Here is a 25,569-nt window from a genome sequence, read left to right as displayed (position 1 = left end):
GGCGGTTGCCGCGCCGAGTCTAGGCGGTCGGGTCCCGTCCCTCGTCGAGGGCCTTCCAGATGTCGATGTTCTCCGTGGGCACCGCCGCCTCGCCGGCGGCCGCGGCGGGGTGGGCGCCCGCGGGTGCGTCGTACTTCGTGCCCATCTCCGGCCACGCGGGGACGAGTCGGACGGCCACCGCTGCGGCGGCGATGCACACGATGCCGAGCACCAGCGCGGCGGGCCACCAGACGTTGTCGAGCCAGATGGAGGCCGCCGGGCAGCCGCCACTGCTCCTGCCGACGCGCTCGAGCGCGTCCTCCCGCGCCGCCGGCTTCAGCGACCAGTAGGCCTCGACGGCCGTGGCCAGGTAGCCCACCGAGGCGATGACCGCGAGCCAGGCGACGGCCCGCCGGAACCGGCCACGGGTCACCAGGAGGACGCCCCAGGCCGCCAGCACGACGAGGGCGAGCGCCGCCGCGAGCGGGGACCCCCGCTCCAGGCTCGAGTAGTCGAACCCCTGGACCGCAGGACACTCGCCACCCGGTGCCTCGACGTCGAGCCACGGCCTGCTTCCGGCGTACGCCGCGAGCCCCGCGCCGGCGAGGCCCAGCAGCACGACCGGACCGAAGGTGCGTCGCGCCCGGGTCGGTTCAGCCATCGACGCGGTGCACGAGATCGGCGTCGAAGCAGGTGTGCTCGCCGGTGTGGCAGGCAGCACCCACCTGGTCGACCACGAAGAGGAGGGTGTCGCCGTCGCAGTCGAGCCGGATCTCCTTGACCCACTGCACGTGGCCCGAGGTGTCGCCCTTGACCCAGTACTCGCGGCGCGAGCGCGACCAGTACGTCGCCCGCCCGGTGTCGATCGTACGGCTGAGCGCCTCGTCGTCGGCCCACGCCAGCATGAGGACCTCGCCGGACCCGTGCTGCTGCACGACGACCGGGACCAGGCCCTCGGCCGTGCGGTGCAGCCGCGCCGCGAGGGCGGGGTCGAGCGGCGACTCGGGAGTGCTCATGGGTCCATCGTCTCAGCCTCGCGGGCGATCCACGTCTCCGCGCACTCCTTCGTCACCGGCCCCGGCGCGGGCAGGTCGCGGTCGTCCCAGCGCGCGATCGCCTGGACGTCCCGCGTCGTGGAGACGAGGAAGGCCTCGCTGGCACGGGCGACGACGTCGGTGAGCGGCTCGTCGACCTCGCGGGCGCCGCACCACTCGATGACCAGCGCACGGGTCACGCCGGCCAGGCAGCCGGCGGCGAGGCTCGGCGTGCGGAGCTCCTCGTCGACGACGTAGAAGACGTTGGAGCCGGTGCCCTCGCAGAGCTGCCCGGCCGTGTTGGCGAAGATCGCCTCGGTTCCTCCGCGCTCGGCTGCGTGGGCCAGCGCGATCACGTTCTCGGCGTACGACGTCGTCTTCAGCCCCGCAGTGGCACCGTGCTCGTTACGGGTCCACGGGACCGTGACGACCGAGGTCGAGCCGGCAGCGACGTCGATCGCGCTGTAGGCGACCACGAGGGTCGGCGGACCGCCGCCACGCCCGGAGCCCATCGGGTGCGGCCCGGCCGTGCAGGTGATCCGCAACCGGCCGATCGGGTCGCGCTCGGCGCCGTCGGACAGGACGGCCTCCACGCCACGTCGTACGGCGTCGAGGTCGGGTGCGGGCAGCCCCAGCCCGGCCGCGCTCCTGGTCAGCCGGGCGAGGTGGCGGGTCAGCGCGAAGGGCCGACCATCCAGCGTCTTGACGGCCTCGAACACCCCGTCCCCCACGGTGAAGCCGTGGTCGGTGACCGCGACGGCCCCCGCGGTCGGATCGGTCAGCAGGTCACCGTTGAGCCATGCACGCATGCGCTCACTCTAGGGGCCTCACGCACGTCTCCGATCGCGACGCGAACACGCCAGGCAGGGGGGCGATTTTGGCGCCGCGAAGGGCATGGGCTAATGTTCCACTCGCATTCGACGCCGGTGAAACGGCAGAGAAATGCAGGCGGACATAGCTCAGTTGGTAGAGCGCAACCTTGCCAAGGTTGAGGTCGCGAGTTCGAGTCTCGTTGTCCGCTCGGAAGGTCTCCCCCGTACATTCTGGAACCTCCACGGTGGGTTGGCCGAGAGGCGAGGCAACGGACTGCAAATCCGTCTACACGGGTTCAAATCCCGTACCCACCTCGCACACAAACTCAACACCCGGGCGATTGGCGCAGCGGTAGCGCGCTTCCTTGACACGGAAGAGGTCACTGGTTCAAACCCAGTATCGCCCACCACGTCATGCAGGTCAGGGGGCCGGCTTCCTTCGGGAGGCCGGCCCCCTGTCTGTTCGCGTGCCGGAAATGGCGCAGTTGCGGAGCTCGTCGGCCCGACGTCGATGTAGCAGATCCCCACTGTGCGGATGTCGCACGGCCTCGTGAAGCACGGGCCGGGGGCGACAGCCTTGATGATTGGAGAAGTGCCTTTGTACCGTCGAACAGCGATATTGGTGACGGCCGTCCTCGTCCTCCTCGGAGTGACGACCTCCCTCAGCTCTGCGGCCTCGTGGAACGACGACGGCTGGGGCCGTCTCGCCATGCAGTCCTACAAGAGCTCGGACCGGTGCCAGAACATCTCGGGAGTGCAGAAGAAGGTCCCCGCTGGCCACGACCGGGACGGCAGCGGCAACTGCTACCCGACGTCGACCACGACCACCACGCCCACGACGTCCACGTCGACCGCCGTTCCTGCTCCCCAGGCCGGCTTCACCCGCGTCCTCGCCGACGAGTTCAACGGGACCTCGGTCGACACCGCGAAGTGGAGCCCCTACAGCGGCAAGCTCTCGTCGTCCGACGGGTGCAACGAGCCTGACAACCTGCAGGTGGCAGGCGGCGTGCTGACGCAGCTGTTCGCCTACCAGAGCAGCGGTGTGTGCGGTGCCGGCTGGTACCACGGCTCGATGATGGTGAACCAGGCCTATGCCGGGAACAACCAGTCCGTCACGGTCCGCTTCCGCGTCCGGAACAGCGACTCGAGCACCCAGGCCCACCGCATCATCCCGATGCGCTGGCCCGATGACTCCGACTGGTTCAACGGTGAGTCCGACTACTGCGAGGGCTCCGACCTGACCGGGTGCAGCACCTTCCTGCACTACAAGGACTCGAGCAGCCAGGTCCAGCAGTCGCACAACTTCGACATGACGCAGTGGCACACCCTCCGCGCCACGCAGAAGGCCGGCAACGACGTGCAGATCTTCATCGACGACATGGCCGTGCCGCGCTGGTCCTACGACGGCAGCACCACCACCGTCCCCGACGTGCTCAAGCGGACCGTGCTCCAGCAGGAGTGCGAGTCCTCGTGCCCGAGCGGCACGTCCGGCTGGGAGCGCATCGAGGTCGACTTCGTCACGATCGACAACCAGTCCTGACCGATCGGTCGTAGGACGCACCCCGCACGCAACGAGGGCCCCGGAGCGATCCGGGGCCCTCGTCGCGTCCGGGGTCAGCTCGTCGACGCGACCGTGCGGAAGCCGATGTGGCTGGTGGCCGAGTAGGGCGCCGTGCCCGTCCGGGCGGAGACTCGATAGCGGTTGCAGTACGAGTCGTGGCACAGGTGGGAGCCGCCGCGCATCACGCGCTCGGACCCGGCCACAGGCCCGACCGGATCGACCGTCGCGTGGCCGCTGCTCGCCCACGCAGGGTCGAACCAGTCGCCGCACCACTCCCACACGTTGCCCACGCACTGGTGCAGCCCGAAGCCGTTCGGCGCGAACGCCGTGGCCGGCGCCGTCCCCGCGAAGCCGTCCGCGGCCTCGTCGTGGTCCGGGAAGCTGCCGTGCCAGATGTTGCAGTGGTGCTCACCGCCGGGCATGAGCTCCTCGCCCCACGGATAGCGGGCACCCTCGATCCCACCGCGGGCGGCGTACTCCCACTCCGCCTCGGTGGGCAGGCGCCGACCCGCCCAGGTGCAGTAGGCCACCGCGTCGTGCCACGACACGTGCACCACCGGATGGTCGAGCCGCTCCCCGATGCTCGAGCCCGGCCCCTGGGGGGAGGTCCACGTGGCACCCGCGACCGCGACCCACCAGGGCGTGGCGCGAGGCCGGCCGGGCAGCGCGTGGCGTACGGCGTCGGGGTGCACGTGGCCCGCGAAGACGAAGGACCAGCCGAGGACCTCCGACGTGGTGCGGTGGCCCGTCGCGGACGCGAACGCAGCGAACTGGCCGTTGGTGACGGCGTGCACGTCGACCGACAGGGGCGAGACGGACACCGGTCGGACCGGTCCCTCGCCGTCCTCGGGACGGGCGTCGGGACCCTCGTCGCCCATGGCGAACGTCCCGCCCGGGAGCCGCACCTCGCGGTGCCTGCTGGTGGAGCGGGCGACCACACCCCCGTGGTGGTCGCCCGCTCCCCCGCCTCCCCACACCCCGGCGATGGCCGCCGCGCCTCCGCGCGACGGCCCGCAGCAGGAGCCCACCCTCACTCCTCCGGCAGCCCGTGCCCGCGAGCGGCGTAGATCTCGAGGACCTTCTCGCGCGGGATGACGCCGCACCTGTCGGCCCAGGCCTGCCAGGCCCCGGCGAGGGTGGCGACGAGGTCGGGCTGCGAGGCCGCGAGGTCGGTCAGCTCGGTGCGGTCGGCCTCGATGTCGTAGAGCTCCCAGTCGCCGCGGTGCTTCCGGACCAGCTTCCACCGGCCACGGCGCACGGCGCAGTTGCCCTCGTGCTCCCAGAACAGGTCACGCTCGCCGGGCTCGTCCTCGCCACGCAGGGCCGACAGCAGGCTGGCGCCCTCCGCAGCCGGCACGGGCCGGCCGTTGCGCTGCTCGGGGTAGCGAGCACCGGCCGCGTCGACGATGGTCGGCAGCACGTCGACGAGCTGGCTCGGCACCGTGCACAGCGACCCGTCCGTCGGCAGGCCGACCGGCCAGTGGGCGATGAACGGCGTCGAGATGCCGCCCTCGTGGACCCAGTGCTTGTACTCCCGGAACGGCGTGTTGGACAGGTTGGCCCACGAGCGTCCGTAGGACATGTAGGTCGACTCCGGTCCCGGTCGCAGCGCAGGGTCGTTGCCCGGCACGACCGGCTCGCCCTCGCGCGTGGTCTCCTGCAGCGGCACGAAGGCGGTGACGAACTCCCGCGCCCCGTCGCCGGGCGGCATCTCCTCGGCGCAGCCACCGTTGTCGGAGAGGAACACCACGAGCGTGTTGTCGAGCCGGCCGGTGGCCTCGAGCTGGTCGAGCACGCGCCCGATCCCCTGGTCCATGCGGTCGACCTGCGCGGCGTAGGTCGCCATGCGCGAGGCCTCCCACTCGCGGTCCACGACCTCCTCCCAGGCCGGGACGCGCTCGTCGCGCGGCGTCAGCGGCCACGACGCGTCGACGATCCCCTCCTTGACGAGGCGCTCCAGGCGCTCCTCGCGCAGCTGGTCCCACCCCGCGTCGAACCGGCCGGCGTAGGTCGCGATGTCCTCGTCGTGCGCGTGCAGCGGCCAGTGCGGGGCGGTGTAGGCGAGGAACAGGAAGAAGGGGTCGTCGCCGCGCTGCTCGTCGTGCTCGGCCAGGAACTCCACGGCCGTGTCCGAGATGGCGTCGGTGTAGAACCACCCCGGCTGCTCCGCCTCGTGCTCGACGTTGGTCTCCTGCCGCACCAGCGTGCGCGGCCGGTAGAACGACCCGGCGCCCTCGAGGGTCCCGAAGAAGCGGTCGAAGCCGCGTCGCGTGGGCCACGCCGGGTTGGGGGTGTCCATGTCGACGGCGAGGTGCCACTTGCCGGAGAGGTAGGTGGCGTAGCCGGCATCGCGGCAGACCTCGGCCACTGTGGCGCACTCCTCGCTGAGGTTGCCGGGATAGCCGTCGGGCGCGTCGTCGAAGTTGAGGATCCCGATCCCCACCTGGTGCGGGTGGAGGCCGGTCATCAGCGACGCCCGGGAGGGGCTGCAGCGGGCCGTGTTGTAGAACTGCGTCATCCGGACGCCGCCCGCGGCGAGCCGGTCCAGCGACGGTGTCCGCACCTCCCCGCCGTAGCAGGCGATGTCGGAGAACCCCATGTCGTCGGCCAGGATCAGCAGCACGTCCGGACGCCGGTCGGCGTCGGTCATCGAGCCGGCCCCGTGCCCGTCTCGGCCAGCGTCCGCTCGCCGTCGTACGCCGTCGCGTCACGCAGGTCGCGGCGGTGGGTCTCCGGGAGGAAGAACACCGAGACCAGCGAGATCAGCGCCATCGCCATCACGTAGACGGCCACCGGCCACACCGAGCCGCTCCACGCGCTGACCAGGGACGTGCCGATGAGCGGCGCCACGGCCCCGGTCGGGATCACGCCGATCTGGTAGACCGCGCTCATGCCGGAGTAGCGGACGCGCGTGGGGAAGACCTCGGCGAACATCGCGCCCTCGGGCCCGAACATGATGCAGGCCGCCAGGCCCCACCCGACGACGACCCCGAGGGTGATCAGCGCGGCGTTCTCGGTGTTGACCAGGGCGAAGATCGGCACCGCGCTGACGAGCGCGAGCCCGGCGCCGGTGGCGAACACGGGGCGGCGACCGAACCGGTCCGAGAGCCGGCCCGACACCAGGATCGCGAAGAACCCGACGACGGAGGCGACCAGGAGCGCGTCGAGCACGACGGACGCCGCGAGCCCGAGCACGGTGACCGTGTAGGTGACGAGGAAGGCGTTGTAGATGTTGAAGGTCACGCTCTCGCTGACCCGCGCACCCATCGCGAGCAGGGTGACCTTGGGGTGCTTGCGGAAGACCTCGACGAGCGGCAGCGCCGCCTTGGCGTCGGCCTCCTCGAGCTCCTTGAAGGCGGGCGGCTCCTCGATCTTGAGACGGATCACCAGGCCCACGACGACCAGCACGATCGAGATGAGGAACGGCACCCGCCAGCCCCAGGACTGGAACGACGCCTCGGGCAGCTGCGTCACCGCGGTCACCGCGAGGGTGGAGGTGAGCAGGCCGATCGGCACGCCGAGCTGCGGCCAGGAGGAGAACCAGCCGCGACGGCCGTCCGGCGCGTGCTCGACGCAGAGGAGGACGGCGCCGCCCCACTCGCCGCCGAGCCCGATGCCCTGCAGCATCCGCAGGAAGAGCAGCAGCATGGGAGCCGCGACGCCGAGGGTGGCGTAGTTGGGCAGGAGCCCCATCGCGAAGGTCGACAGGCCCATGATGAGCATGGTGATCACGAGCATCTTCTTGCGCCCGATGCGGTCGCCGAAGTGGCCGAAGATGAAGCCCCCGAGCGGGCGCGTGACGAAGCCAGCGGCGAAGGTGGCGAACGAGATCATCGTCCCGACCAGCGGGTCGAAGGTCGGGAAGAACTGGCTGTTGAACACCAGCGCGGCCATCGTCCCGTAGAGGAAGAAGTCGTACCACTCGACGACGGAGCCGAGGAGGCTCGCGCCGGCCACCCGTCGGATCTCGGCACGGCTGCTCGGTGCCTGCGGTGCGGCGGTCGCCGTCGTACCCGGCTGTGACATGGGGTCTCCTTGCGTCATGTCCCACTCGGTGGGACAGTGTTCCCGAGAGCGGGACACCAGGCGCCAGTGTTCGGGCGCGGACACGGTGTGTCAAGGAGTGCCTGCCTTCGCCTGTCACCCACCCGAGGAGTGCCTGCGTGACCCTGTCACCGAGTCCGAGCCGCCCGGAGGAGCGGAGCCTGCTGCGCCGCGCGGTCGCGGTCCTCGACACCCTCGCCGCGGACAGCGCTCCCCCGAGCGTGCGGACGATCGCCGAGCGCACGGGGCTCTCGAAGTCGGCTGTGCAGCGCATCCTCGTCGAGCTCGAGGGCGTGGACCTCGCGGTGCAGGACGCCGCGACCCGGCGCTACCGACTGGGTCCGCGCACGCTCGCGCTCGGGTCGGCCTACCAGCGCGGGCTCAGCCTGCACGCCGCCTCCGTGGGCCCCATGACCGACCTCATGGCGGAGGTCGCCGAGACCGTGGGCCTGTCCGTCGGGCACGCGGACCGACTGATCCACGTCGACCAGGTGGAGCCCCCACGCCGGCTCAACGCCCGCTTCGACGTCGGCCGCCCGTTGCCGCTCTGGTTCGGCGCCCCCGCCCGCGTGCTGCTCGCCGAACGACCGGACGACGAGATCCTGCGCATCCTCGGCGACCGCGACCTCACCGGCGTCGTGCCGGTGAACCCGCCCACGCCCGAGGACCTGCGGCGCCAGGTCGAGGGCGTGCGCCGCACGGGGCACGCGCGCGCGTTCGAGGAGACGATCGAGGGCGTGCACACGATGTCGGTGCCGGTGCGCGGCGCGCACGGCGACCTGGCTGCGGTCCTGTCGATCACCGCTCCGGCGGAGCGGTTGTCCGACGAGCGGATGGACGAGCTGCTGCCGCACCTGCGGGACGCTGCTGCGCAGATCGCCCGCCGGCTCGGTCACCGCGACGCCGGGGACGCCTAGAACTCGTAGCCGAACTCCCGGATCGTCCGGGCGAACCGCTCCCCCACGATCTCGGCGTCACCGGGGCCGTAGAGCTCGCGGTAGTGCGGGCCGCTGCCCTGCTTGGCGTGCGGGAGGTCGAGGTCCAGGCCCAGGCGGGTCGAGAGGTCCGCGACCGCGGCCGGCAGCTCCTCGTAGCGGTAGACCCGGTCCACGACGATCCTCCCGCCGAGGCGGTAGAGGCGCTCGTTGAGCGCCAGCCGGTCCAGGCGGCGCGGGGTGCGCACGAACTCGGCGAAGGTCTTGGTGAAGGTGGGCTTGCGCGCGCTGTAGCGGTAGGACGAGGCCACCACGTCGTAGGGGTTCCGCTCGACCGCGAAGGTGAAGTAGTCGTCCCACGTCTCGCGGCCGATCACCTCGATCACCCGGCGCGCGCCCATGTGGGCGTACGAGCTGGGTGACGTCGCGTCGTTCTGCGGTCCCGCGCCCCCGGCGGCCGCGCGCAGCTCCTCGTCGGCCGGGCTGATGCGGGTGACGATGTCGTCGGGTCCGCAGTGGCGCGAGAGCGCGATCTCCAGGCTGGTGCCGGCGGTCTTGCGGGTCTTGATGAAGACGAAGCGGTGGGCGTGCGAGGCGATCAACGGATCAGTCGTCCTCTTCGGCGAGGTCCTCGCCGTGGGTGCCGGGGCGCGGCGCCCACGGCAGCTCCTTCGCGGGGCGCACGACGATGAGCCGGTCGCCGCGGGCGAGCAGCGAGACCACCGGGTCGAAGTAGCGGTAGACCTTCTCGTCGCGGATCACCGCGATCACCTGGTCGGGCAGCCGCTGCGGCTGCTTGCCGACCTCGTTGACCAGCAGGTCGCGCTCGGCGACCTCGAGGCCCTCGCCGTAGGTCATCAGGTCCTCCATCACCGAGCCGAGCATCGGCGACATCGACGAGAGGCCCAGCAGTCGTCCCACTGCGTCGGAGGACGTGATGACCGAGTTCGCGCCGGACTGACGCATCAGCGGCACGTTCTCCTGCTCGCGCACGGACGCGACGATCCACGCGTCGGGGTTGAGCTGGCGCACGGTGAGCGTGACGAGCACGTTGGAGTCGTCGCGGTCGGTGGTGATGATGACGTGGGTGGCCTTCTCGACGCCGGCCTGGCGCAGCACGCCCCGACGGGTGGCGTCGCCCGCGATCCCGACGAGTCCGTCGCGGTTCGCCTCCTCCAGCGCGAACGGGCCCGGGTCGACGACGACGATCGAGGACGGGTCGTAGCCGTTGCTCACGAGCGTGTCGATCGCGCTGCGACCCTTGGTGCCGTAGCCGACGACGACGACGTGCTGGTCCATGTTCCTCTTCCTCCATTGGGCGACCCGGAACATCTCGCGTCCCTGGGAGGCGAGGACCTCCAGGGTGGTGCCGATCAGCAGCACCAGGAAGGCGATGCGGGCCGGCGTGATCACGAACGCGTTGACCAGCCGGGCCTGGTCCGACACGGGAGCGATGTCGCCGTAGCCGGTCGTGCTCAGCGTGACGGTCGTGTAGTAGATCGCGTCGATCCAGCTGATCTCGTTGCGCGGGTCGTTGCCGTCGCGGTAGCCCTCGCGGTCGAGGTAGACGAGGAGCACCGTGCCGAGCAGGATCGCCACGGCCATCAGGAGTCGGCGCAGGAGCTCCCACCACGGTGACCTCGCCCGCTCCGGCAGGGACACCCGCCCCACGCTGGGGTGACTGCTGTCGAGGTGCACGGTCAGGAGTCTCGCACGGTGATCCGCTCGCGCAGGCGCTGCACCAGCTCGAGCCGCGCGCGCGTCGTGTTCTTCTGCGGGAAGACGGTGTCGAAGGCGGCGTTGACCGCCGCACCGATGAGCACGGCCAGGGCCAGCAGGTAGAGCCACAGGAGCACGGCGATCGGAGCCGCCAGGGGTCCGTAGATCGACCGGGACTCCGCCGCGGTGACCGTCAGCACCCAGCGCAGGGCGTACGAGCCGGCGACCCAGCAGAACAGCGCGAACGTCGCGCCGGGCAGGTTGAAGCGCCACTTGGTCCGCACCGGCACCGAGACGTGGAACAGGGTCGCGAGGAAGCAGATGCAGACCGCGAGCACGACCGGCCAGTAGAGGCTGTTGAGGAAGTCGAGGCGGGGTGGGAGCACCCGGTCGACCAGTGTCGGCCCGGCGACCACGAGCGGGATGCTCACGGCGCCGGTCACCATGGCCAGGGCGTAGAGCACGAAGGACAGGGCACGGGTCGCGACGATCCCGCGGTGCCCGCCGAGCCCGTGCATGATCGTGATCGTGTCGACGAAGACGTTGAGCGCGCGCGAGCCGGACCACAGCGCGAGCACGAAGCCGATCGAGATCACGTCGTAGCGACCGCCGTTGAGCACCGTGTCGATCGTCGGCTGGATGATCTTGTCGACCGCGCGCTCGGTCAGCGCCTGCCGCGAGACCTCGAGCACCGCGTTGCGGATGTCCTCGATCTGGGTGGCGGTGAACCGGTCGCTCACGAAGCCGATCGAGCCGGCCAACGCGAACACCAGGGGCGGCACGGAGAGCACGGCGAAGAACGCCGCCTCGGCCGCGAGGCCGGTGACCCGGTGACGCAGGCACGACCCCACGGTCGTGACGACGACCCGCCACAGGTGCTCGCCCCAGCGGCGCGCGAGGATCTCGACCCGGCGCCGGGCAGGGTTCTCCTCACGCGCCTCGACCACGGGTCCACGCTATCGGCGAACCGGCGCCGGACAGTGAATCCCGGCCGCGGGTCACACGACGTGGTGCGCGAGTCCTACTGTTGGGTAATGACCGCTCTCCCCGACGCCGACGGACTGCGCACGGCCACCAACCAGGCACCCGCCCTGGTCGGCCACAACGTGGTCACCTCCGACCTCGCGCTCACCGAGGCGATCACCCGCCACGGATCGGCGGAGCTCGTCGAGGACCTCGCTCCGCTGGGCGCCGAGGCCGGCACCGAGGAGGCCCGCGAGCACGGCAGGCTCGCCAACCGGCACCACCCCGAGCTGACGACGTACGACCGCTGGGGCAACCGGGTCGACGAGGTCGAGTTCCACCCCTCGTGGCACTGGCTGATGGAGCGCGCGGTCGGGCACGGCCTGCAGGCTGCGCCGTGGGAGCAGCAGGAGGCCGGCGACCAGCACGCCCACCTGCGCCGCGCGGCCGGCTTCTTCGCCTGGTCGCAGACCGAGCCCGGGCACGGGTGCCCGATCTCGATGACGTACGCCGCCGTGCCGGCGCTGCGGGCCGACGACGCGATCGCCAAGGAGTGGACCGCGTTGCTGGCGGCCCGGTCCTACGACCCGGGGGTCCGGGCGAGGTCGGCGAAGACCGGCGCGCTCGCGGGCATGGGGATGACGGAGAAGCAGGGCGGGTCCGACGTGCGCGCCAACCTCACGCGAGCCGTGCCGACCGCGGAGGACGGCTGGTACACGCTGCACGGGCACAAGTGGTTCACCTCCGCCCCGATGAACGACGTCTTCCTGGTGCTCGCCCAGGCCGCCGGAGGGGTCACCTGCTTCGTGGTGACCCGCGTGCTGGCCGACGGCACCCGCAACCGCCTCGACGTGGTCCGCCTCAAGGACAAGCTGGGCAACCGCTCCAACGCCTCCAGCGAGCTCGAGCTCGACGGCACGCTCGCCCAGCGCCTCGGTGACGAGGGGCGCGGCGTGCGGACGATCATCGAGATGGTCGCCGCGACGCGGCTCGACTGCGTCCTCGGCTCGGCCGCCCTCATGCGCCACGCACTGGCCGAGGCGTCCTGGCACGTGGCGCACCGCTCGGCGTTCGGCGGGCTGCTCGTCGACAAGCCGCTCATGCAGAACGTCGTGGCCGACCTGGCGGTCGAGTCCGAGGCCGCGACCGCCCTGGCGATGCGACTGGCGGCCGCCGTGGACCGTCCCGGTGACCCGCACGAGGCGGCCCTGCGCCGGATCGCCCTGCCGCTCGCGAAGTTCTGGGTCTGCAAGCGCACCCCGGCGATGGTGGCCGAGGCGCTCGAGTGCCTCGGGGGCAACGGCTACGTCGAGGACTCCGGCCTGCCGCTGATGTTCCGCGAGTCGCCCCTCAACTCCATCTGGGAGGGCTCGGGCAACGTCAACGCCCTCGACGTGCTGCGGGCGCTGGGTCGCGAGCCCGAGGTGCTGCAGGCCTGGATCACCGAGGTCGGGGCCGCCCGCGGGGCCGACAGCCGGCTCGACCGCGCCGTCGACGACACCCTCGCACTGCTGGGCGACACGGCCGGGCTCGAGACCGGAGCCCGCCGCCTCGCGGGCCAGATGGCCGCCTGTCTGCAGGGCTCGCTCCTGGTGCGCTTCGCGCCGGCGGAGGTCGCCGACGCCTTCTGCGGCAGCCGGTTCGGAACGTCGTACGGCGGCACGTTCGGCATGCTGACCGCCGGATCACTGAGGACGGTCGTCGACCGGGCGACCCCGCGCACCTGACGGCGACTTCTCTGCTTTCGCTGCGCGAGGGGGGGTCCCGGACGTAGCGTTGCCGCGATCCTAGGGGGACACCTTGCCCAGCCAGTCGAGCACGCTCTTCACCGTCGGCACCCTGCTGCGGCACGCGCAGGACGCGGGGGCACCCGTCCGCGTGCTCGTGCAGGGCTGCTGGCTCGACGGGCGCATCGTGGGGGCCGACGGCCTCGGCGCGATCCTCGACGACGGCTACGGCCAGCAGGTGCTCGTGCGCCTGGACTCCGTCGTCGCGGTGAGCTTCTCCCGCGCCGACATCGACGACGCCGGCGAGAACGACACCACCGCCGCACCGACGCCCCGGTCGCACGGCCGTCGCGTCCGCGAGCCGATCGCCGCAGGCCCGGTGGGCGCCTGACCGGTCCGCACCAGTGCCGTGATTCCTGCCTGGTTCGTCAAGGTTCGTCGAAGGCCTCGGTCACGCTCGTCCCATTGCAGGGCGGGCGTCGGCGGGCGGCCGTAGGTTCCGGTCATCCATACCTTGTGGGGGGTATTCGCATGACCAAGATGTCCAGCACGATGTTCAGCGTCGGAACGCTGCTCCGGCACGCCGAGGACTCCGGTGGCGCGGTGCAGGTGCTCGTCCAGGGCAACTGGCTCGACGGCCGCGTGCTCGGGTGCGACGGCCTGGGAGCCGTCCTCGACGACGGCGACGGAGGGCAGTTCCTCGTCCGGCTCGAGGAGGTGGCCGCGGTGAAGTTCTCACGCGCCCAGCTCGAGGGCGAGGAGTTCGTCGACACCCGGGCGCACGGCGGCGCGGGACGCGGTCCCATCGAGGCGGGCCCGGTCACCGTGCCCGCCCAGAAGAGCGGCGAGATGCACTTCCTCACCGCAAAGCCGTACTGACGACCTCCCGGGCCTCGTCCTGCACCTGGGCCAGGTGCTCCGGCCCGCGGAACGACTCGGCGTAGATCTTGTAGACGTCCTCGGTGCCGCTGGGGCGCGCGGCGAACCACGCCGACTCGGTGGTCACCTTGAGTCCACCGATCTTCGCTCCGTTGCCCGGCGCCTCGGTGAGCTTGCCGGTGATCTGCTCCCCCGCCAGCGTGGTGGCGGTGACGTCGTCGGGCGACAGGGCCCCGAGCTTGGCCTTCTCCTCGCGGTTCGCAGGGGCGTCGATGCGCGCGTAGGCCGGGTCGCCGTGCTCGGCGACCAGCGCGGCGTAGTGCTCGCTCGGCGTCCGGCCGGTCGCGCCGAGGATCTCGCTGGCGAGCAGCGCCAGCAGGATGCCGTCCTTGTCGGTCGTCCAGGTCGAGCCGTCCCGGCGCAGGAAAGACGCGCCCGCGGACTCCTCGCCACCGAAGCCGAACGAGCCGTCCATCAGGCCGGGCACGAACCACTTGAAGCCGACCGGCACCTCGACCAGGGGCTTGCCGATGGCCTCGGCCACCCGGTCGATCATCGAGCTCGACACGAGCGTCTTGCCGATCCTGGTCCCCGCCGGCCACCCGGGCCTCGCCCCGCCGAAGAGGTGGGCGATCGCGACGGCCAGGAAGTGGTTGGGGTTCATCAGGCCCGCGTCGGGGGTCACGATGCCGTGCCGGTCGGCGTCGGCGTCGTTGCCCGTCGCGATGGCGTACTCGTCCTTGCGCGAGACCAGTGACGCCATCGCGTGCGGCGAGGAGCAGTCCATCCGGATCTTGCCGTCCCAGTCGAGCGTCATGAAGCGCCACGTGGGGTCCACCAGCGGGTTCACCACCGACAGGTCGAGGCGGTGCCGGTCGGCGATCTCGCCCCAGTAGGCCACGCTCGCGCCGCCGAGCGGGTCCGCGCCGATGCGGATGCCCGCGTCGCGGATCGCGTCGATGTCGAGCACCGACGGCAGGTCGTCGACATAGGTCCCGAGGAAGTCGTAGGAACCGACGGCCGCGCGGGCCTTGGCGAAGGCCACCCGGTGCACGCCCGCGATGTTGCCGCGGATGAGCTCGTTGGCCCGTGCGGCGATGACGGAGGTGGCGTCGGAGTCGGCCGGTCCGCCGTGGGGCGGGTTGTACTTGAAGCCGCCGTCCTGGGGCGGGTTGTGCGACGGCGTGACCACGATGCCGTCGGCCAGGCCCGCGCCCGTCGTACGCCCCTGGTTGGCGCGCAGGATCGCGTGGCTCACCGCGGGGGTCGGGGTGAAGCCGTCCCGGTCGTCGACCAGCACGGTCACGTCGTTGGCGACCAGCACCTCCAGCGCCGTCGCCCAGGCCGGCTCGGACAGCGCGTGGGTGTCGCGGCCGATGAAGAGCGGGCCGTCGAAGCCCTGCTCCTTGCGGTAGTCGCAGATCGCCTGGGTCGTCGCCGCGATGTGCACCTCGTTGAAGGAGGTGGTGAGCGAGGTGCCGCGGTGGCCGCTGGTGCCGAAGGCGACCTGCTGCGAGACGTCGTCGGGATCGGGCTCGAGGTCGAAGTAGGCCGTGACGAGGTGGGAGACGTCCACCAGGTCCTCGGTGCGGGCGGGCTGTCCGGCTCGGTCGTGGATGGCCATGGGCCCATCTTGGTGCGTCAGGAGAGTCCCGTCGAGAAAGGGGCCCGGCGTTGTCGAATCGCGTCCGGTCGATACGTCACAGTGTTGAGGCCGCAGACCTGCGGTCCGCGCCGTCGAAGGAGCCGATCCACCCCATGAGCCGCTACCTGATCCTGCTGCCCGCACCCGAGGCCGAGTGGGCCGACCTGCCGCCCGAGGAGCACGAGAAGGGCCACCGGTCCCACCTGCAGTTCCACGAGGACCTCAGCGCCGGCGGCCACACCCTCGTGACGGTGAGCCCGTTGGAGCCCTCCGACCGCGCCACCTCGATGCGCCCCGACGGCACCGGCGGCACGCTCGTCACCGACGGGCCGTTCAGCGAGACCGCGGAGCAGGTGGTCGGCTTCTACCTCGTCGAGACCGAGGACGAGGCCGGCCTGCGCGACGCCCTCGAGCGGTTCGCGAGCCGTGGCGAGCACATCGAGCTCCGGCGACTGGCCCAGTGAGCTCGACCCAGGAGAGGAGGTCGAGATCATGAAGTACCTCGTGCTGCTCATCGGCGACGGCGACACCGTGCCGTGGTCGGAGCACACCGACGAGGAGAAGTCCGCCGTGATGGCGCGGTTCGGCGACTTCGACCGGGCCTGCCGGGAGCGTGCGGGCGTGGAGATCCTGGCCGGCGAGGCGCTGTCGGACCCCGGCGACGCCACCGTGATGCGTACGACGGCCGGCCGGGTCCACCTCACCGAAGGTCCCTACGCCGAGGCCATCGAGGGCATGGGTGGGTTCTACCTCCTCGAGGCTCCCGACCTCGACGTCGTCGTGGACCTCCTGTCGGTGCTGCCGCCCTACGACATCCAGATCCACCCGACCGTGGACCCCTCCTGACCCGTGGACGATCTGGAGCAGGTCGTGCGACAGGAGTGGGGCCGCCTCGTGGCCCTGCTCCTGGCACAGTTCCGCCGGCTCGACCTCGTCGAGGACGCGCTCGGCGACGCGGTCGAGGCGGCCAGCCGGACGTGGCCGGTCGACGGCACGCCCGACAACCCGGCGGCCTGGTTGATGACGGCTGCCCGGCGCCGGGTGCTCGACCGGCTCCGCACCGAGCAGGTCGCACGGCGCAAGCTGCCGGTGCTCGTCACCGACGTCGCCCGCGACCAGGAGGCTGCCCGCACCATGGCCGACAGTGGCAGCCTCGTGGAGGACGACGTGCTCCGGCTGGTGCTCATGTGCGCCCATCCCGCGCTGGCGCCGGAGTCGGCCAGCGCGCTGAGCCTGCGCCTCGTGCTGGGCGTGCCGACCGCTGACATCGCCCGACTCTTCCTCGTGCCCGAGCCGACGATGGCGGCGCGGATCACCCGGGCCAAGAAGCGCATCGTCGGAGCCGGCATCCCGTTCGCCGTCCCCGACGCGTCGGTGCTCCCCGAGCGCCTCGACGTGGTGGCGCAGACCGCCTACCTCGCCTTCACCGCGGGCTACTCCCCCGGCACCGGCCCCGACCTCCTGCGCGCCGAGCTGTCCGGCGAGGCGATCCGGCTGGTCCGTGTGGTGCTCGGGCTGCGTCCCGACGAGCCCGCACTGGTCGCCCTGCTGGCGCTCATGCTGCTCCAGCACTCGCGTCGCGACGCGCGGGTCAGCGACGGACGCCTGGTGCTGCTCGCCGACCAGGACCGCACCCGCTGGCACCACGACGAGGTCGCCGAGGCGATGCGGCTGCTGGCCACTCCGTCCCTCGCCGGGCCGCTGACCCCACTAGCGGCGTCGTACGTCGTGCAGGCGCGGATCGCGGCCGAGCACGCCACCGCGCCGACGAGCGACGACACGCAGTGGGGCCGCATCGTGGAGTGGTACGACCTGCTGCTGCAGGTGGCGCCGTCGCCCTCCGCGCGGCTGGCCCGCGCCGTGGCCGTGGCCGAGCACCGGGGGCCAGCGGCCGGGCTGGACGCGCTCGAGGGCCTGGAGATCCCGGACAGCCACCGTCCTGCCGCGGTGCGCGCCGAGCTGCTGTCACGCGCGGGGGACGTCGACGCCGCGCGGGCGGCGTACGACCAGGCGATCGCAGCCTGCCGCAACGACGTCGAGCGTGCATTCCTCGAGCGCCAGCGAGAGGAGCTGGGCTGAGCCGTCTCGAGCGCCAGCGAGAGGAGCTGGGTCAGCCCTCGGTCAGCCCTCGGGCACCGGCTGCTGCTTGGCGAGGACGGTGAGGCCCTCGTCGACGACGAAGCCGCGCGCCAGGTCGGCCTCCTGGTCGACACCGATCTGCACCCCCGGCGGGACCACGACACCCTTGTCGAGGATGGCGTTGCGCACGATCGCGCCCTCGCCCACGTGCACCCCGTCCATCAGCACGGAGTCGGAGACCTCGGCGCCGTCCTTGACCCAGACCGCGGGTGAGAGCACCGACCGGTTGACCGTGCCGCCACTGACCACGACGCCCGGCGACAGGATCGAGTTGAAGGTCGAGACCCCGGCGCCGCTGGCCCCCTCGACGAGCTTGGCCGGCGGGTGCGGGCCGTAGCTGGTGTAGATCGGCCAGGCGTTGTTGTAGAGGTTGAAGACCGGCAGGGGCGAGACGAGGTCCATGTGGGCCGCGTAGTAGGACCGCATCGTCCCGACATCGCGCCAGTAGCCGCGGTCCCGGTCGGTGGAGCCGGGCACCTCGTTGTCCTTGTAGTCGTAGACCGACGACTCCGACTTGTCGACGAACCACGGCACGATGTCGCCGCCCATGTCGTGCTTGGACTGCTCGAGGGCGGCGTCCCTGGTGACGGCGTCGCGCAGCGCGTCGGCGTCGAAGACGTAGTTGCCCATGCTGGCCAGCACCTCGTCGGGCGAGTCGGGCAGGCCGACCGGGTCCTTCGGCTTCTCGAGGAAGGCGCGGATCCGCTGCGGAGCTGCCGGGTCGACGTCGATCACGCCGAACTGGTCGGCGAGGTCGATGGGCTGGCGGATCGCGGCGACCGTGCAACCTGCGCCGGACTTCACGTGGGCCTTCACCATCTGCGCGAAGTCCATCCGGTAGACGTGATCGGCGCCGACCACCACGACGATGTCGGGCTGCTCGTCGGTGAGCAGGTTGAGCGACTGGAAGATCGCGTCGGCGCTGCCGAGGTACCACCGCTTGCCCACGCGCTGCTGCGCCGGCACCGGGGTGACGTAGTTGCCCAGCAGGTTGGACATGCGCCACGTCGTGGTGACGTGGCGGTCGAGGCTGTGCGACTTGTACTGCGTCAGCACGACGACCTTGAGGTAGCCGGAGTTGACCACGTTGGACAGCGCGAAGTCGATCAGGCGGTAGATCCCCCCGAACGGCACTGCTGGCTTGGCCCGGTCGGCCGTGAGCGGCATCAGTCGTTTGCCCTCACCCCCGGCCAGGACGACGGCGAGGACCTTCTTGCGACGCGGCGTGACTGCCATGCGACGAAACTAGCCGTCCGCAGGGGCGCGGTCGACCACCTGCGAGGACTAGGTTCGGCTCATGCGCATCGACGTCCTCAGCAAGGAGTACCCACCCGAGGTCTACGGCGGAGCCGGCGTGCACGTCGCCGAGCTGGTCCGCGCACTGCGGGTCCTGCCCGACGTGGACGCGCGGGTGCGCTGCTTCGGAGCGCCCCGCTCCGAGCCCGGCACGACGGCGTACGCCGAGCCCTCGTCCCTCGCGGAGGCGAACCCGGCCATCCGCACGCTCGGGGTCGACCTCGCGATGGTCGACGACTGCGCCGGCGCCGACCTCGTCCACTCACACACCTGGTACGCCAACATGGCCGGCCACCTCGCCGGGCTGATGCACGGCATCCCCCACGTCGTCAGCGCCCACTCCCTCGAGCCGATGCGCCCGTGGAAGGCCGAGCAGCTCGGCGGCGGCTATGCCCTCTCGAGCTGGGCGGAGCGCACGGCGTACGAGGGAGCGGCAGGAATCGTCGCGGTGAGCGCGGCGATGCGCGACGACGTGCTGCGCAGCTATCCCTCGGTGGACCCCGCACGCGTGCACGTGGTCCACAACGGCATCGACACCGCGCAGTGGTCGCCCATCGCCAACCCCGACCGGGTGCGTGAGCTCGGCGTCGACCCCGACCGGCCGAGCGTCATCTTCGTCGGCCGGATCACGCGCCAGAAGGGCCTTCCGCTCTTCCTCCGCGCAGCGGCCGCCCTGCCGCCGGAGGTCCAGCTCGTGCTGTGCGCCGGAGCGCCGGACACCCCGGAGATCGAGGCCGAGGTGCGCGGTCTCGTCGACGACCTCGCCGCCACCCGGTCGGGCGTCGTCTGGATCGCCGAGATGCTCCCCCGCCCCGACGTCGTCGCTCTGCTGACCGCGGCGACGGTCTTCGCCTGCCCGTCGATCTACGAGCCGCTCGGGATCGTGAACCTCGAGGCCATGGCGTGCGAGACCGCCGTCGTCGCCACCGCCACCGGCGGCATCCCGGAGGTCGTGGTCGACGGCGAGACCGGCTGGCTCGTGCCGATCGACCAGGCCACCGACGGCACCGGCACCCCGCTCGACCCGGAGCGCTACGTCGCCGACCTGGGCGCAGCGCTGACCGACGCTGTCAGCGACCCCGACCGCGCCCGGACGTACGGCGTCGCCGGGCGCCGGCGCGCGGAGGAGTCGTTCAGCTGGGACAGCATCGCCGCCCGGACCCTCGAGCTCTACCGCTCGCTGACCTGACGTTCGTGTCGTAGTCGGCCGCCGCCGCCCGCTCTCGTGGGTGGCGGCATACGACACCTGACGCCCCGTGGGTGGCGGCATACGACATCTGACGCCGGGTGGGTGGCGGCATACGACATCTCACGCCGGGTGGGTGGCGGCATACGACATCTCACGCCCCGTGGGTGGCGGCATACGACATCTCACGCCCCGTGAGTGGCGGCATACGACATCAGATCTGCTCTGGTGGACGTCGTATGCCGCCACCTTGACCACATCCGTTGTCATATGCCGCCACCCTCGAAGACCAGAGGACAGCACGACAGGACGACAGCGCACCCGGAACCTGTCGGGTCCGGGGGCGCTGTCGCGGGTCGGTCAGCGGGACGTGACCGGCTGGGCCTCGCGAACCGGGGGTACGACGTCGGGCGCGGCCTCGTGGTCGTCGACCATCGTGGCCTCGTCGAAGCGGTCCTCGCCCGAGAGCACCCGGTCGAGCTGGGCGTGGTCGAGGGTGCGGGTCCAGTGACCCACGAGGACGGTGGCGACCGAGTTGCCGGCGAAGTTGGTGACCGCGCGGGCCTCGGACATGAAGCGGTCGATGCCGACGATCAGGCCCACGCCGTCGAGCAGCTCGGGGCGGTGCGAGGACAGGCCGCCGGCGAGGGTGGCCAGGCCGGCGCCGGTGACGCCGGCCGCTCCCTTGGACGCGATGACCATGAAGAGCAGCAGGGAGACCTGCTCGCCGATGTTGAGCGGCTTGTCGAGGGCGTCGGCGATGAAGATCGAGGCCATCGTCAGGTAGATCGCGGTGCCGTCGAGGTTGAAGGAGTAGCCCGTGGGGACGACGACGCCGACCGTGGTCTTCTCGACGCCGGCGTGGTTCATCTTCGCGATGAGGCGCGGCAGCGCCGACTCCGACGACGAGGTCGACACGATCAGCAGGAACTCGCGGCCGAGGTAGCGGAACAGGCTGAGGATGTTGACGCCGGTCGCGACCTTGAGGAGGGCGCCCAGCACGACGAACACGAAGAGGAAGCAGGTGACGTAGAAGGCGATCATGATCGTCGCCAGGCTCTTGAGGGCGTCGACGCCGGTCTCGCCGACCACCGCCGCGATGGCGGCGAAGGCGCCGATGGGGGCGGCCCACATGATCATCGCGAGCACCCGGAACACCAGGCGCTGGACGTGGCCGATGCCGGTCAGGATCGGCTCGCCGGCGCGGCCCATCGCCTGGAGCGCGAAGCCGACGAGGAGGGCGACGAGCAGGGTCTGGAGGACCTCACCCGACGTCAGCGACGAGAGCAGCGAGTCCGGGACGATCCCGGTGATGAACTCGGTGGTGGACCCGTGGGCCTCCGCCGCCTGCTCCTGGCCGACCCCGGCGACGTCGTCGGAGAGGTTGAGCCCCTTGCCCGGGTCGAGCAGGTTGCCGACGAGCATGCCGATGGCCAGCGCGACCGTCGACATGGTGAGGAAGTAGCCCAGGGCCAGGCCGCCGACCTTGCCGACGCTGGCCGCGCTGCGCACGGACCCGACGCCGAGGACCAGCGTGCAGAAGATGACCGGCTGGATCATCATCTTGATCAGCGCGACGAAGGTCGTGCCGATCCACTTGAGCCCCACGGCGAAGTCCGGCAGGACGAGGCCGGTGATGGCTCCGAGGACCACCGCGGCGATCACCGCGAGGTAGAGGTAGTGGGTGCGGTCGCGCCTGGTCTGCGTCGCCCCCGCGGTCGAGGTGGTGCTCATGGTGTCCTCCTGGCTCCGGGTCCGGCGAACGCCGGTCAGGTGGCCATCGTGGTGAACCGTGTGAGGGCCGTCACCGTTCTGTGCGTTGTGTTCGTCGTCACAGGCCGTGGCGAGGGTGCGGCACAATGCCCGCATGGGACGACGGGCCGCAGGTGAGAGCCCGGTCGCCCGCCAGATCCTGCTGCTGCAGGTGGCCGTCGTCGTGGTCCTGGTGGTCACGGCCGTGGCGCTCGCCGCGTGGGACGCGCGCCGCGACTCGCGCGACAGCGCCCGCGACCAGGCGACGGCGGTGGCGCGCTCGGTCGCCGACTCCCCCTTCGTCCGTCGGGAGGTCGGCACCGCGGACCCGACGACCCGGCTGCAGCCCTTCGCCGAGGAGGTGCGCGCCGACACCGGCACCGACTTCGTCGTCATCATGGACACCGACCGCACGCGCTACACCCATCCCGACCCCGAGCAGATCGGCCGCGCCTTCGTCGGCGACCTCGGCGGGGCGCCGGACGGCCAGGTGTTCACCCAGGAGTACGTCGGCACGCTGGGGCCGTCGGTACGGGCCGTGGTCCCGGTCGTCGACGACGGGGACGTGGTCGCCCTGGTCGCGGTCGGCATCACCGTCACCCGGCTCGACCGGCAGCTCCTCGGCGACCTGCCCGGCATCACCCTCGCGGCAACAGCGACGCTCGCCGCGGGCCTGCTCGGCGCCTGGCTCATCTCGCGGCGGCTGCGCCGCCAGACCCACGGGCTCGGCGAGCGCGAGATCACCCGGATGTACGAGTACTACCGGGCCGTCCTCGAGGCCGTCCGCGAGGGCCTGCTCCTGGTCGACGCCGACCGGCGCGTCCAGCTCGTCAACGCGGAGGCGGTGCGCCTGCTCGCCCTTCCCGACGACGTGGAGGGCCGCCTGCTCGACGAGCTGGGACTGCCTCCAGGTCTGGTCGAGGCGGTGGCGCAGCGCACCGCAGTGGCGGACCAGACCTACGTGCTCGGCCAGCAGGTGCTGCTCCTCAGCAGCTCCCCCGCCTACTGGAACCAGGCCGAGGTCGGTGCCGTGGTCACGGTCCGTGACCGCACCGAGCTCCAGGCGGTGACCGGCGAGCTCGACCTGGTGCGCGGCCTCACCGAGTCGCTGCGGGCCCAGAACCACGAGGCCGCCAACCGGCTGCACACGATCGTCTCGCTCGTGGAGATGGGGCGCACCGAGCAGGCCGTGGAGTTCGCCACCTCCGAGCTCGAGGTCGCCCAGGGACTGGCCGACGAGCTGGTCTCCTCCGTCGACGAGCCCGTCCTCGCCGCCCTCCTGCTCGGCAAGACCGCGCAGGCCGCCGAGCGCGGCATCCACCTCGAGATCGCCGGCGGCCTGCCGGCCGAGCTCCCGATCAGCCCGCGCGACCTCGTCACGCTGGTCGGCAACCTCGTCGACAACGCCTTCGACGCCGTCGCCGAGACGCGCACCACCCGGCCGCAGCAGGTGCGGGTCGACCTGCACGGCACCGCCGGCAGCCTCGACGTCGTGGTCGACGACTCGGGCTCGGGGATCTCGCTCGAGGACCGCGCCCACGTGCTCGAGCGGGGCTGGTCGAGCAAGGCCCAGGAGGGGCGGGGCCTCGGCCTCGCGATCGTCGCCCAGGTCGTGTCCCAGCACGGCGGCACGCTCGAGGTTGCCGACTCCCCGCTCGGCGGCGCGCGGTTCGTGGTCGGCGTACGCAGCCGGGCGTCACGTCCGGTGGAGAGTGGTGCCTCGTGAGCGTCCGGGTGCTGGTCGTCGAGGACGAGGAGGTGGCCGCCGAGGCGCACGCCACCTACGTCCAGCGCATGGCGGGCTTCGAGCTGGCCGGGGTCGCCCGGTCGGCCGCCGAGGCGGTGCGCCTGCTCGACCGCGACGCCGACGTCGACCTCATCCTGCTCGACATGCACCTGCCCGACGGCCACGGTCTCGGCCTGCTGCAGCGCCTGCGCGCCGCGGGGCACACGGTCGACGTGATCGCCGTGACCTCGGCCCGCGACACCGAGGTGGTGCGACGCGCGGTGTCCCAGGGGGTCGTGCTCTACCTGCTCAAGCCGTTCACGTTCGCCGCCTTCCGCGGCAAGCTGGAGCAGTACGCCGAGTTCCGCACGCGGCTCGAGCGCACACCCGGTGACGTGGTGCAGGACGACGTCGACCAGCTCTTCGGCGCCCTGCGCGAACGCCCCACCGGCGCCGACCTGCCCAAGGGCATGAGCCTCGACTCGCTGCGGGCCGTCCTGGTCGCGCTGCGCGAGCACCCCGAGGGCCTCTCCGCGACCGAGGCGGGCGCGGCGATCGGCGTCTCGAGGGTCACGGCCCGGCGCTACCTCGAGCACCTCGCCGACGAGGGCCGGGTCACCCGGTCGCCGCGTTACGGCGGCGCCGGCCGGCCCGAGGTCGGCTACGTCTGGACGGGTGCCGACCCCGGACGAGGGGCGATCAGCTGAGGACGAGCCCGGGGTAGAGCGGGTGCTTGTGGAGCATCTCGGCCGACTGCGAGCGGACCCGGTCGGCGACTCCGTCGCCCAGGGCGTACGACGCCTTGCTGGGGCCGCCGGCCTTGGTCGTGCCGGCCTCGGTGTGGGCGAGCACGTCGACGATGAGCTCGGCGACCTTGTCGAACTCGTCGTGGCCGAACCCGCGCGTGGTGAGGGCGGGAGTGCCGAGCCGGATGCCGGAGGTGTACCACGCGCCGTTGGGGTCGGACGGGACCGAGTTGCGGTTGGTGACGACGCCCGCGTCGAGCAGCGCCGACTCGGCCTGGCGACCCGTCAGCCCGAAGGACGACACGTCGAGCAGGACGATGTGGTTGTCGGTGCCACCGGTGACGAGGTTGGCTCCGCGGGTCAGGAACCCGTCGGCCAGGGACTTGGCGTTGTCGGCGATCCGCTGGGCGTAGCCCTGGAACTCCGTGGTGCGGGCCTCCGCGAACGCCACGGCCTTGGCGGCCATCACGTGCGACAGCGGTCCACCGAGCACCATCGGGCAGCCGCGGTCGACGTCGGCGGCGAACTCCTCCTGCGCCAGCACCATGCCGCCGCGCGGACCGCGCAGGGACTTGTGCGTGGTCGTGGTGGTGACGTGGGCGTAGGGGACGGGGTCCTCCTCGCCGGTGAAGACCTTGCCCGCGACGAGCCCGGCGAAGTGCGCCATGTCGACCATCAGCACGGCACCGACCTCGTCGGCGATCTCGCGCATCTTGGCGAAGTTCACCCGGCGCGGGTAGGCGGAGTAGCCGGCCACCAGCACGAGCGGCTTGAACTCGCGGGCCTTGGCGGCCACGGCGTCGTAGTCGAGCAGGCCGGTCTCCGGGGCGGTGCCGTACTGCTGCTGGTGGAACATCTTGCCGCTGATGTTGGGGCGGAAGCCGTGCGTGAGGTGGCCGCCGGCGTCGAGCGACATCCCGAGCAGGCGCTGGTTGCCGAACTCGTGGCGCAGCGTCTCCCAGTCGGCCTCGGTGAGCTCGTTCACGTTCTTGGCCTGCATCTTCTGCAGGTAGGGGGTCTCGACCCGGTTGGCCAGGATCGACCAGAAGGCGACGAGGTTGGCGTCGATGCCCGAGTGCGGCTGCACGTAGGCGTACGGAGCACCGAACAGCTCGCGGGCGTGCTCGGCGGCCAGCGACTCGACCGTGTCGACGTTCTGGCAGCCGGCGTAGAAGCGGTGCCCGACCGTGCCCTCGGCGTACTTGTCGCTGAACCAGGTGCCCATCGTCAGCAGGACCGCGGGCGAGGCGTAGTTCTCCGAGGCGATCAGCTTGAGCGAGCCACGCTGGTCAGTGAGCTCCTGGCGGGTGGCCTCCGCGATGCGGGGCTCGACCGAGGCGATGACCTCGAGAGCCTGGGAGTACGCACTGCTGATCAGGGAGTCGGTCATGGGCGACAGCCTAGAGGGCCGCCCGGTGGCCCAGGC

At 71.6% G+C, this 25,569-nt stretch carries 24 protein-coding genes and 3 tRNA genes; 14 read left to right on the top strand and 13 right to left on the bottom strand.

Annotated elements, in window-relative coordinates:
* Nucleotides 1-19 precede the first annotated feature (19 nt).
* The 3 genes from ACS3YM_RS07145 to ACS3YM_RS07135 are packed head-to-tail and all read right to left on the bottom strand — an operon-like array spanning nt 20 to nt 1,822.
* Nucleotides 20-640: a Trp biosynthesis-associated membrane protein gene (locus ACS3YM_RS07145; RefSeq protein WP_439939380.1), complete on the bottom strand. Its 621-nt coding sequence runs from the start codon at nt 638-640 to the stop codon at nt 20-22.
* Nucleotides 633-995 carry a phosphoribosyl-AMP cyclohydrolase gene (gene hisI / locus ACS3YM_RS07140; protein WP_439939379.1) on the bottom strand — a complete coding sequence of 121 codons (363 nt, stop codon included), beginning with the start codon at nt 993-995 and terminating at the stop codon, nt 633-635. The genes ACS3YM_RS07145 and hisI overlap by 8 nt, the downstream gene beginning before the upstream one ends.
* On the bottom strand, nt 992-1,822 hold the full coding sequence (locus ACS3YM_RS07135; protein ID WP_439939378.1) for an aminotransferase class IV: 831 nt from the start codon (nt 1,820-1,822) through the stop codon (nt 992-994). Before ACS3YM_RS07135 ends, hisI begins: the two co-directional genes overlap by 4 nt.
* 139 nt (nt 1,823-1,961) lie before the next feature.
* On the opposite strand from ACS3YM_RS07135, the gene ACS3YM_RS07130 reads away from it, so the two are divergent.
* The 4 genes from ACS3YM_RS07130 to ACS3YM_RS07115 all read left to right on the top strand — a co-directional run bounded on the left by ACS3YM_RS07130 (nt 1,962) and on the right by ACS3YM_RS07115 (nt 3,365).
* Nucleotides 1,962-2,034, top strand: a tRNA-Gly gene (locus ACS3YM_RS07130).
* 35 nt (nt 2,035-2,069) lie between these two features.
* A tRNA-Cys gene (locus tag ACS3YM_RS07125) sits at nt 2,070-2,140 on the top strand.
* A 20-nt stretch (nt 2,141-2,160) separates the two neighbouring features.
* A tRNA-Val gene (locus ACS3YM_RS07120) sits at nt 2,161-2,235 on the top strand.
* Nucleotides 2,236-2,447: 212 nt separating this feature from the next.
* Nucleotides 2,448-3,365, top strand: a complete 918-nt coding sequence (locus ACS3YM_RS07115) for a hypothetical protein (RefSeq protein WP_439939377.1) — start codon at nt 2,448-2,450, stop codon at nt 3,363-3,365.
* Between the two features lie 74 nt (nt 3,366-3,439).
* Here the strand turns inward: ACS3YM_RS07115 and ACS3YM_RS07110 are convergent, their stop codons facing one another.
* Genes ACS3YM_RS07110 through ACS3YM_RS07100 form a run of 3 tightly spaced genes read right to left on the bottom strand, consistent with a single transcriptional unit; the run spans nt 3,440 to nt 7,412 of the window.
* The gene (locus ACS3YM_RS07110) at nt 3,440-4,414 is read right to left on the bottom strand and encodes a formylglycine-generating enzyme family protein (RefSeq protein ID WP_439939376.1); all 975 of its coding nucleotides are present in this window, start codon (nt 4,412-4,414) and stop codon (nt 3,440-3,442) included.
* Between the two features lie 2 nt (nt 4,415-4,416).
* Nucleotides 4,417-6,036, bottom strand: a complete 1,620-nt coding sequence (locus ACS3YM_RS07105) for an arylsulfatase (RefSeq protein WP_439939375.1) — start codon at nt 6,034-6,036, stop codon at nt 4,417-4,419.
* A complete protein-coding gene (locus ACS3YM_RS07100; RefSeq protein ID WP_439939374.1) occupies nt 6,033-7,412 on the bottom strand; it encodes an MFS transporter in 1,380 nt (459 codons plus the stop codon). Before ACS3YM_RS07100 ends, ACS3YM_RS07105 begins: the two co-directional genes overlap by 4 nt.
* 137 nt (nt 7,413-7,549) lie before the next feature.
* Between ACS3YM_RS07100 and ACS3YM_RS07095 the strand changes: the two genes are divergently transcribed.
* Complete coding sequence (locus ACS3YM_RS07095) at nt 7,550-8,347, top strand: IclR family transcriptional regulator (RefSeq protein ID WP_439939373.1); 798 nt, start codon at nt 7,550-7,552, stop codon at nt 8,345-8,347.
* On the opposite strand, the gene ACS3YM_RS07090 is transcribed toward ACS3YM_RS07095, so the two are convergent.
* The 3 genes from ACS3YM_RS07090 to ACS3YM_RS07080 are packed head-to-tail and all read right to left on the bottom strand — an operon-like array spanning nt 8,344 to nt 11,031.
* Nucleotides 8,344-8,967: a hypothetical protein gene (locus ACS3YM_RS07090; RefSeq protein WP_439939372.1), complete on the bottom strand. Its 624-nt coding sequence runs from the start codon at nt 8,965-8,967 to the stop codon at nt 8,344-8,346. The two genes, ACS3YM_RS07095 and ACS3YM_RS07090, sit on opposite strands and share 4 nt — an antisense overlap.
* Nucleotides 8,968-8,971: 4 nt before the next feature.
* Nucleotides 8,972-10,027 carry a potassium channel family protein gene (locus ACS3YM_RS07085; RefSeq protein ID WP_439939371.1) on the bottom strand — a complete coding sequence of 352 codons (1,056 nt, stop codon included), beginning with the start codon at nt 10,025-10,027 and terminating at the stop codon, nt 8,972-8,974.
* Between the two features lie 38 nt (nt 10,028-10,065).
* A complete protein-coding gene (locus ACS3YM_RS07080) occupies nt 10,066-11,031 on the bottom strand; it encodes a YihY/virulence factor BrkB family protein (protein ID WP_439939370.1) in 966 nt (321 codons plus the stop codon).
* Between the two features lie 87 nt (nt 11,032-11,118).
* On the opposite strand from ACS3YM_RS07080, the gene ACS3YM_RS07075 reads away from it, so the two are divergent.
* From ACS3YM_RS07075 to ACS3YM_RS07065, 3 genes are all read left to right on the top strand, one after another.
* A complete protein-coding gene (locus ACS3YM_RS07075; protein WP_439939369.1) occupies nt 11,119-12,774 on the top strand; it encodes an acyl-CoA dehydrogenase family protein in 1,656 nt (551 codons plus the stop codon).
* A 73-nt stretch (nt 12,775-12,847) separates the two neighbouring features.
* Entirely contained in the window at nt 12,848-13,165 is a 318-nt protein-coding gene (locus ACS3YM_RS07070) for a hypothetical protein (RefSeq protein ID WP_439939368.1), read from the top strand.
* Between the two features lie 140 nt (nt 13,166-13,305).
* Nucleotides 13,306-13,653 (top strand): hypothetical protein, encoded by a 348-nt coding sequence (locus ACS3YM_RS07065; RefSeq protein WP_439939367.1) that lies wholly within the window; start codon nt 13,306-13,308, stop codon nt 13,651-13,653.
* Here the strand turns inward: ACS3YM_RS07065 and pgm are convergent.
* On the bottom strand, nt 13,634-15,277 hold the full coding sequence (pgm, locus tag ACS3YM_RS07060) for a phosphoglucomutase (alpha-D-glucose-1,6-bisphosphate-dependent) (RefSeq protein WP_439939366.1): 1,644 nt from the start codon (nt 15,275-15,277) through the stop codon (nt 13,634-13,636). The two genes, ACS3YM_RS07065 and pgm, sit on opposite strands and share 20 nt — an antisense overlap.
* 134 nt (nt 15,278-15,411) lie before the next feature.
* Here pgm and ACS3YM_RS07055 point away from each other — a divergent pair, with 134 nt between their 5' ends.
* From ACS3YM_RS07055 to ACS3YM_RS07045, 3 genes are read left to right on the top strand one after another with little or no spacing between them, the layout of a single operon-like run.
* Nucleotides 15,412-15,762: a YciI family protein gene (locus ACS3YM_RS07055; protein WP_439939365.1), complete on the top strand. Its 351-nt coding sequence runs from the start codon at nt 15,412-15,414 to the stop codon at nt 15,760-15,762.
* Nucleotides 15,725-16,144 (top strand): YciI family protein, encoded by a 420-nt coding sequence (locus ACS3YM_RS07050; protein WP_439939364.1) that lies wholly within the window; start codon nt 15,725-15,727, stop codon nt 16,142-16,144. The genes ACS3YM_RS07055 and ACS3YM_RS07050 overlap by 38 nt, the downstream gene beginning before the upstream one ends.
* A 3-nt stretch (nt 16,145-16,147) precedes the next feature.
* Nucleotides 16,148-17,377, top strand: a complete 1,230-nt coding sequence (locus tag ACS3YM_RS07045) for an RNA polymerase sigma factor (RefSeq protein WP_439939363.1) — start codon at nt 16,148-16,150, stop codon at nt 17,375-17,377.
* A 42-nt stretch (nt 17,378-17,419) separates the two neighbouring features.
* On the opposite strand, the gene glgC is transcribed toward ACS3YM_RS07045, so the two are convergent.
* On the bottom strand, nt 17,420-18,673 hold the full coding sequence (glgC, locus tag ACS3YM_RS07040) for a glucose-1-phosphate adenylyltransferase (RefSeq protein ID WP_439939362.1): 1,254 nt from the start codon (nt 18,671-18,673) through the stop codon (nt 17,420-17,422).
* Between the two features lie 61 nt (nt 18,674-18,734).
* Here glgC and glgA point away from each other — a divergent pair, with 61 nt between their 5' ends.
* Nucleotides 18,735-19,922 carry a glycogen synthase gene (gene glgA / locus ACS3YM_RS07035; RefSeq protein ID WP_439939361.1) on the top strand — a complete coding sequence of 396 codons (1,188 nt, stop codon included), beginning with the start codon at nt 18,735-18,737 and terminating at the stop codon, nt 19,920-19,922.
* A 357-nt stretch (nt 19,923-20,279) separates the two neighbouring features.
* On the opposite strand, the gene ACS3YM_RS07030 is transcribed toward glgA, so the two are convergent.
* A complete protein-coding gene (locus tag ACS3YM_RS07030; RefSeq protein WP_439939360.1) occupies nt 20,280-21,653 on the bottom strand; it encodes a cation:dicarboxylate symporter family transporter in 1,374 nt (457 codons plus the stop codon).
* A 133-nt stretch (nt 21,654-21,786) separates the two neighbouring features.
* On the opposite strand from ACS3YM_RS07030, the gene ACS3YM_RS07025 reads away from it, so the two are divergent.
* Nucleotides 21,787-23,397, top strand: a complete 1,611-nt coding sequence (locus ACS3YM_RS07025) for an ATP-binding protein (protein WP_439939359.1) — start codon at nt 21,787-21,789, stop codon at nt 23,395-23,397.
* A complete protein-coding gene (locus ACS3YM_RS07020) occupies nt 23,394-24,104 on the top strand; it encodes a response regulator (RefSeq protein WP_439939358.1) in 711 nt (236 codons plus the stop codon). The genes ACS3YM_RS07025 and ACS3YM_RS07020 overlap by 4 nt, the downstream gene beginning before the upstream one ends.
* Here the strand turns inward: ACS3YM_RS07020 and ACS3YM_RS07015 are convergent.
* A complete protein-coding gene (locus ACS3YM_RS07015) occupies nt 24,097-25,533 on the bottom strand; it encodes a glycine hydroxymethyltransferase (protein ID WP_439939357.1) in 1,437 nt (478 codons plus the stop codon). The genes ACS3YM_RS07020 and ACS3YM_RS07015 overlap by 8 nt on opposite strands.
* Nucleotides 25,534-25,569 lie beyond the last annotated feature (36 nt).

This window comes from Nocardioides sp. N13(2025) (assembly GCF_051912545.1).
Lineage (GTDB): Bacteria > Actinomycetota > Actinomycetes > Propionibacteriales > Nocardioidaceae > Nocardioides.
Note: the sequence above shows the minus strand (reverse complement) of the source record. Positions and strands in the feature narration are given on the sequence as shown.

Excerpts from the sequence above, each read along its gene's own strand:
- ACS3YM_RS07145 (WP_439939380.1), bottom strand. The coding sequence starts at position 640 with ATGGCTGAACCGACCCGGGCGCGACGCACCTTCGGTCCGGTCGTGCTG.
- hisI (WP_439939379.1), bottom strand. The coding sequence starts at position 995 with ATGAGCACTCCCGAGTCGCCGCTCGACCCCGCCCTCGCGGCGCGGCTG.
- ACS3YM_RS07135 (WP_439939378.1), bottom strand. The coding sequence starts at position 1,822 with ATGCGTGCATGGCTCAACGGTGACCTGCTGACCGATCCGACCGCGGGG.
- ACS3YM_RS07105 (WP_439939375.1), bottom strand. The coding sequence starts at position 6,036 with ATGACCGACGCCGACCGGCGTCCGGACGTGCTGCTGATCCTGGCCGAC.
- ACS3YM_RS07100 (WP_439939374.1), bottom strand. The coding sequence starts at position 7,412 with ATGTCACAGCCGGGTACGACGGCGACCGCCGCACCGCAGGCACCGAGC.
- ACS3YM_RS07075 (WP_439939369.1), top strand. The coding sequence starts at position 11,119 with ATGACCGCTCTCCCCGACGCCGACGGACTGCGCACGGCCACCAACCAG.
- ACS3YM_RS07065 (WP_439939367.1), top strand. The coding sequence starts at position 13,306 with ATGACCAAGATGTCCAGCACGATGTTCAGCGTCGGAACGCTGCTCCGG.
- pgm (WP_439939366.1), bottom strand. The coding sequence starts at position 15,277 with ATGGCCATCCACGACCGAGCCGGACAGCCCGCCCGCACCGAGGACCTG.
- ACS3YM_RS07055 (WP_439939365.1), top strand. The coding sequence starts at position 15,412 with ATGAGCCGCTACCTGATCCTGCTGCCCGCACCCGAGGCCGAGTGGGCC.
- glgC (WP_439939362.1), bottom strand. The coding sequence starts at position 18,673 with ATGGCAGTCACGCCGCGTCGCAAGAAGGTCCTCGCCGTCGTCCTGGCC.
- glgA (WP_439939361.1), top strand. The coding sequence starts at position 18,735 with ATGCGCATCGACGTCCTCAGCAAGGAGTACCCACCCGAGGTCTACGGC.
- ACS3YM_RS07030 (WP_439939360.1), bottom strand. The coding sequence starts at position 21,653 with ATGAGCACCACCTCGACCGCGGGGGCGACGCAGACCAGGCGCGACCGC.
- ACS3YM_RS07025 (WP_439939359.1), top strand. The coding sequence starts at position 21,787 with ATGGGACGACGGGCCGCAGGTGAGAGCCCGGTCGCCCGCCAGATCCTG.
- ACS3YM_RS07015 (WP_439939357.1), bottom strand. The coding sequence starts at position 25,533 with ATGACCGACTCCCTGATCAGCAGTGCGTACTCCCAGGCTCTCGAGGTC.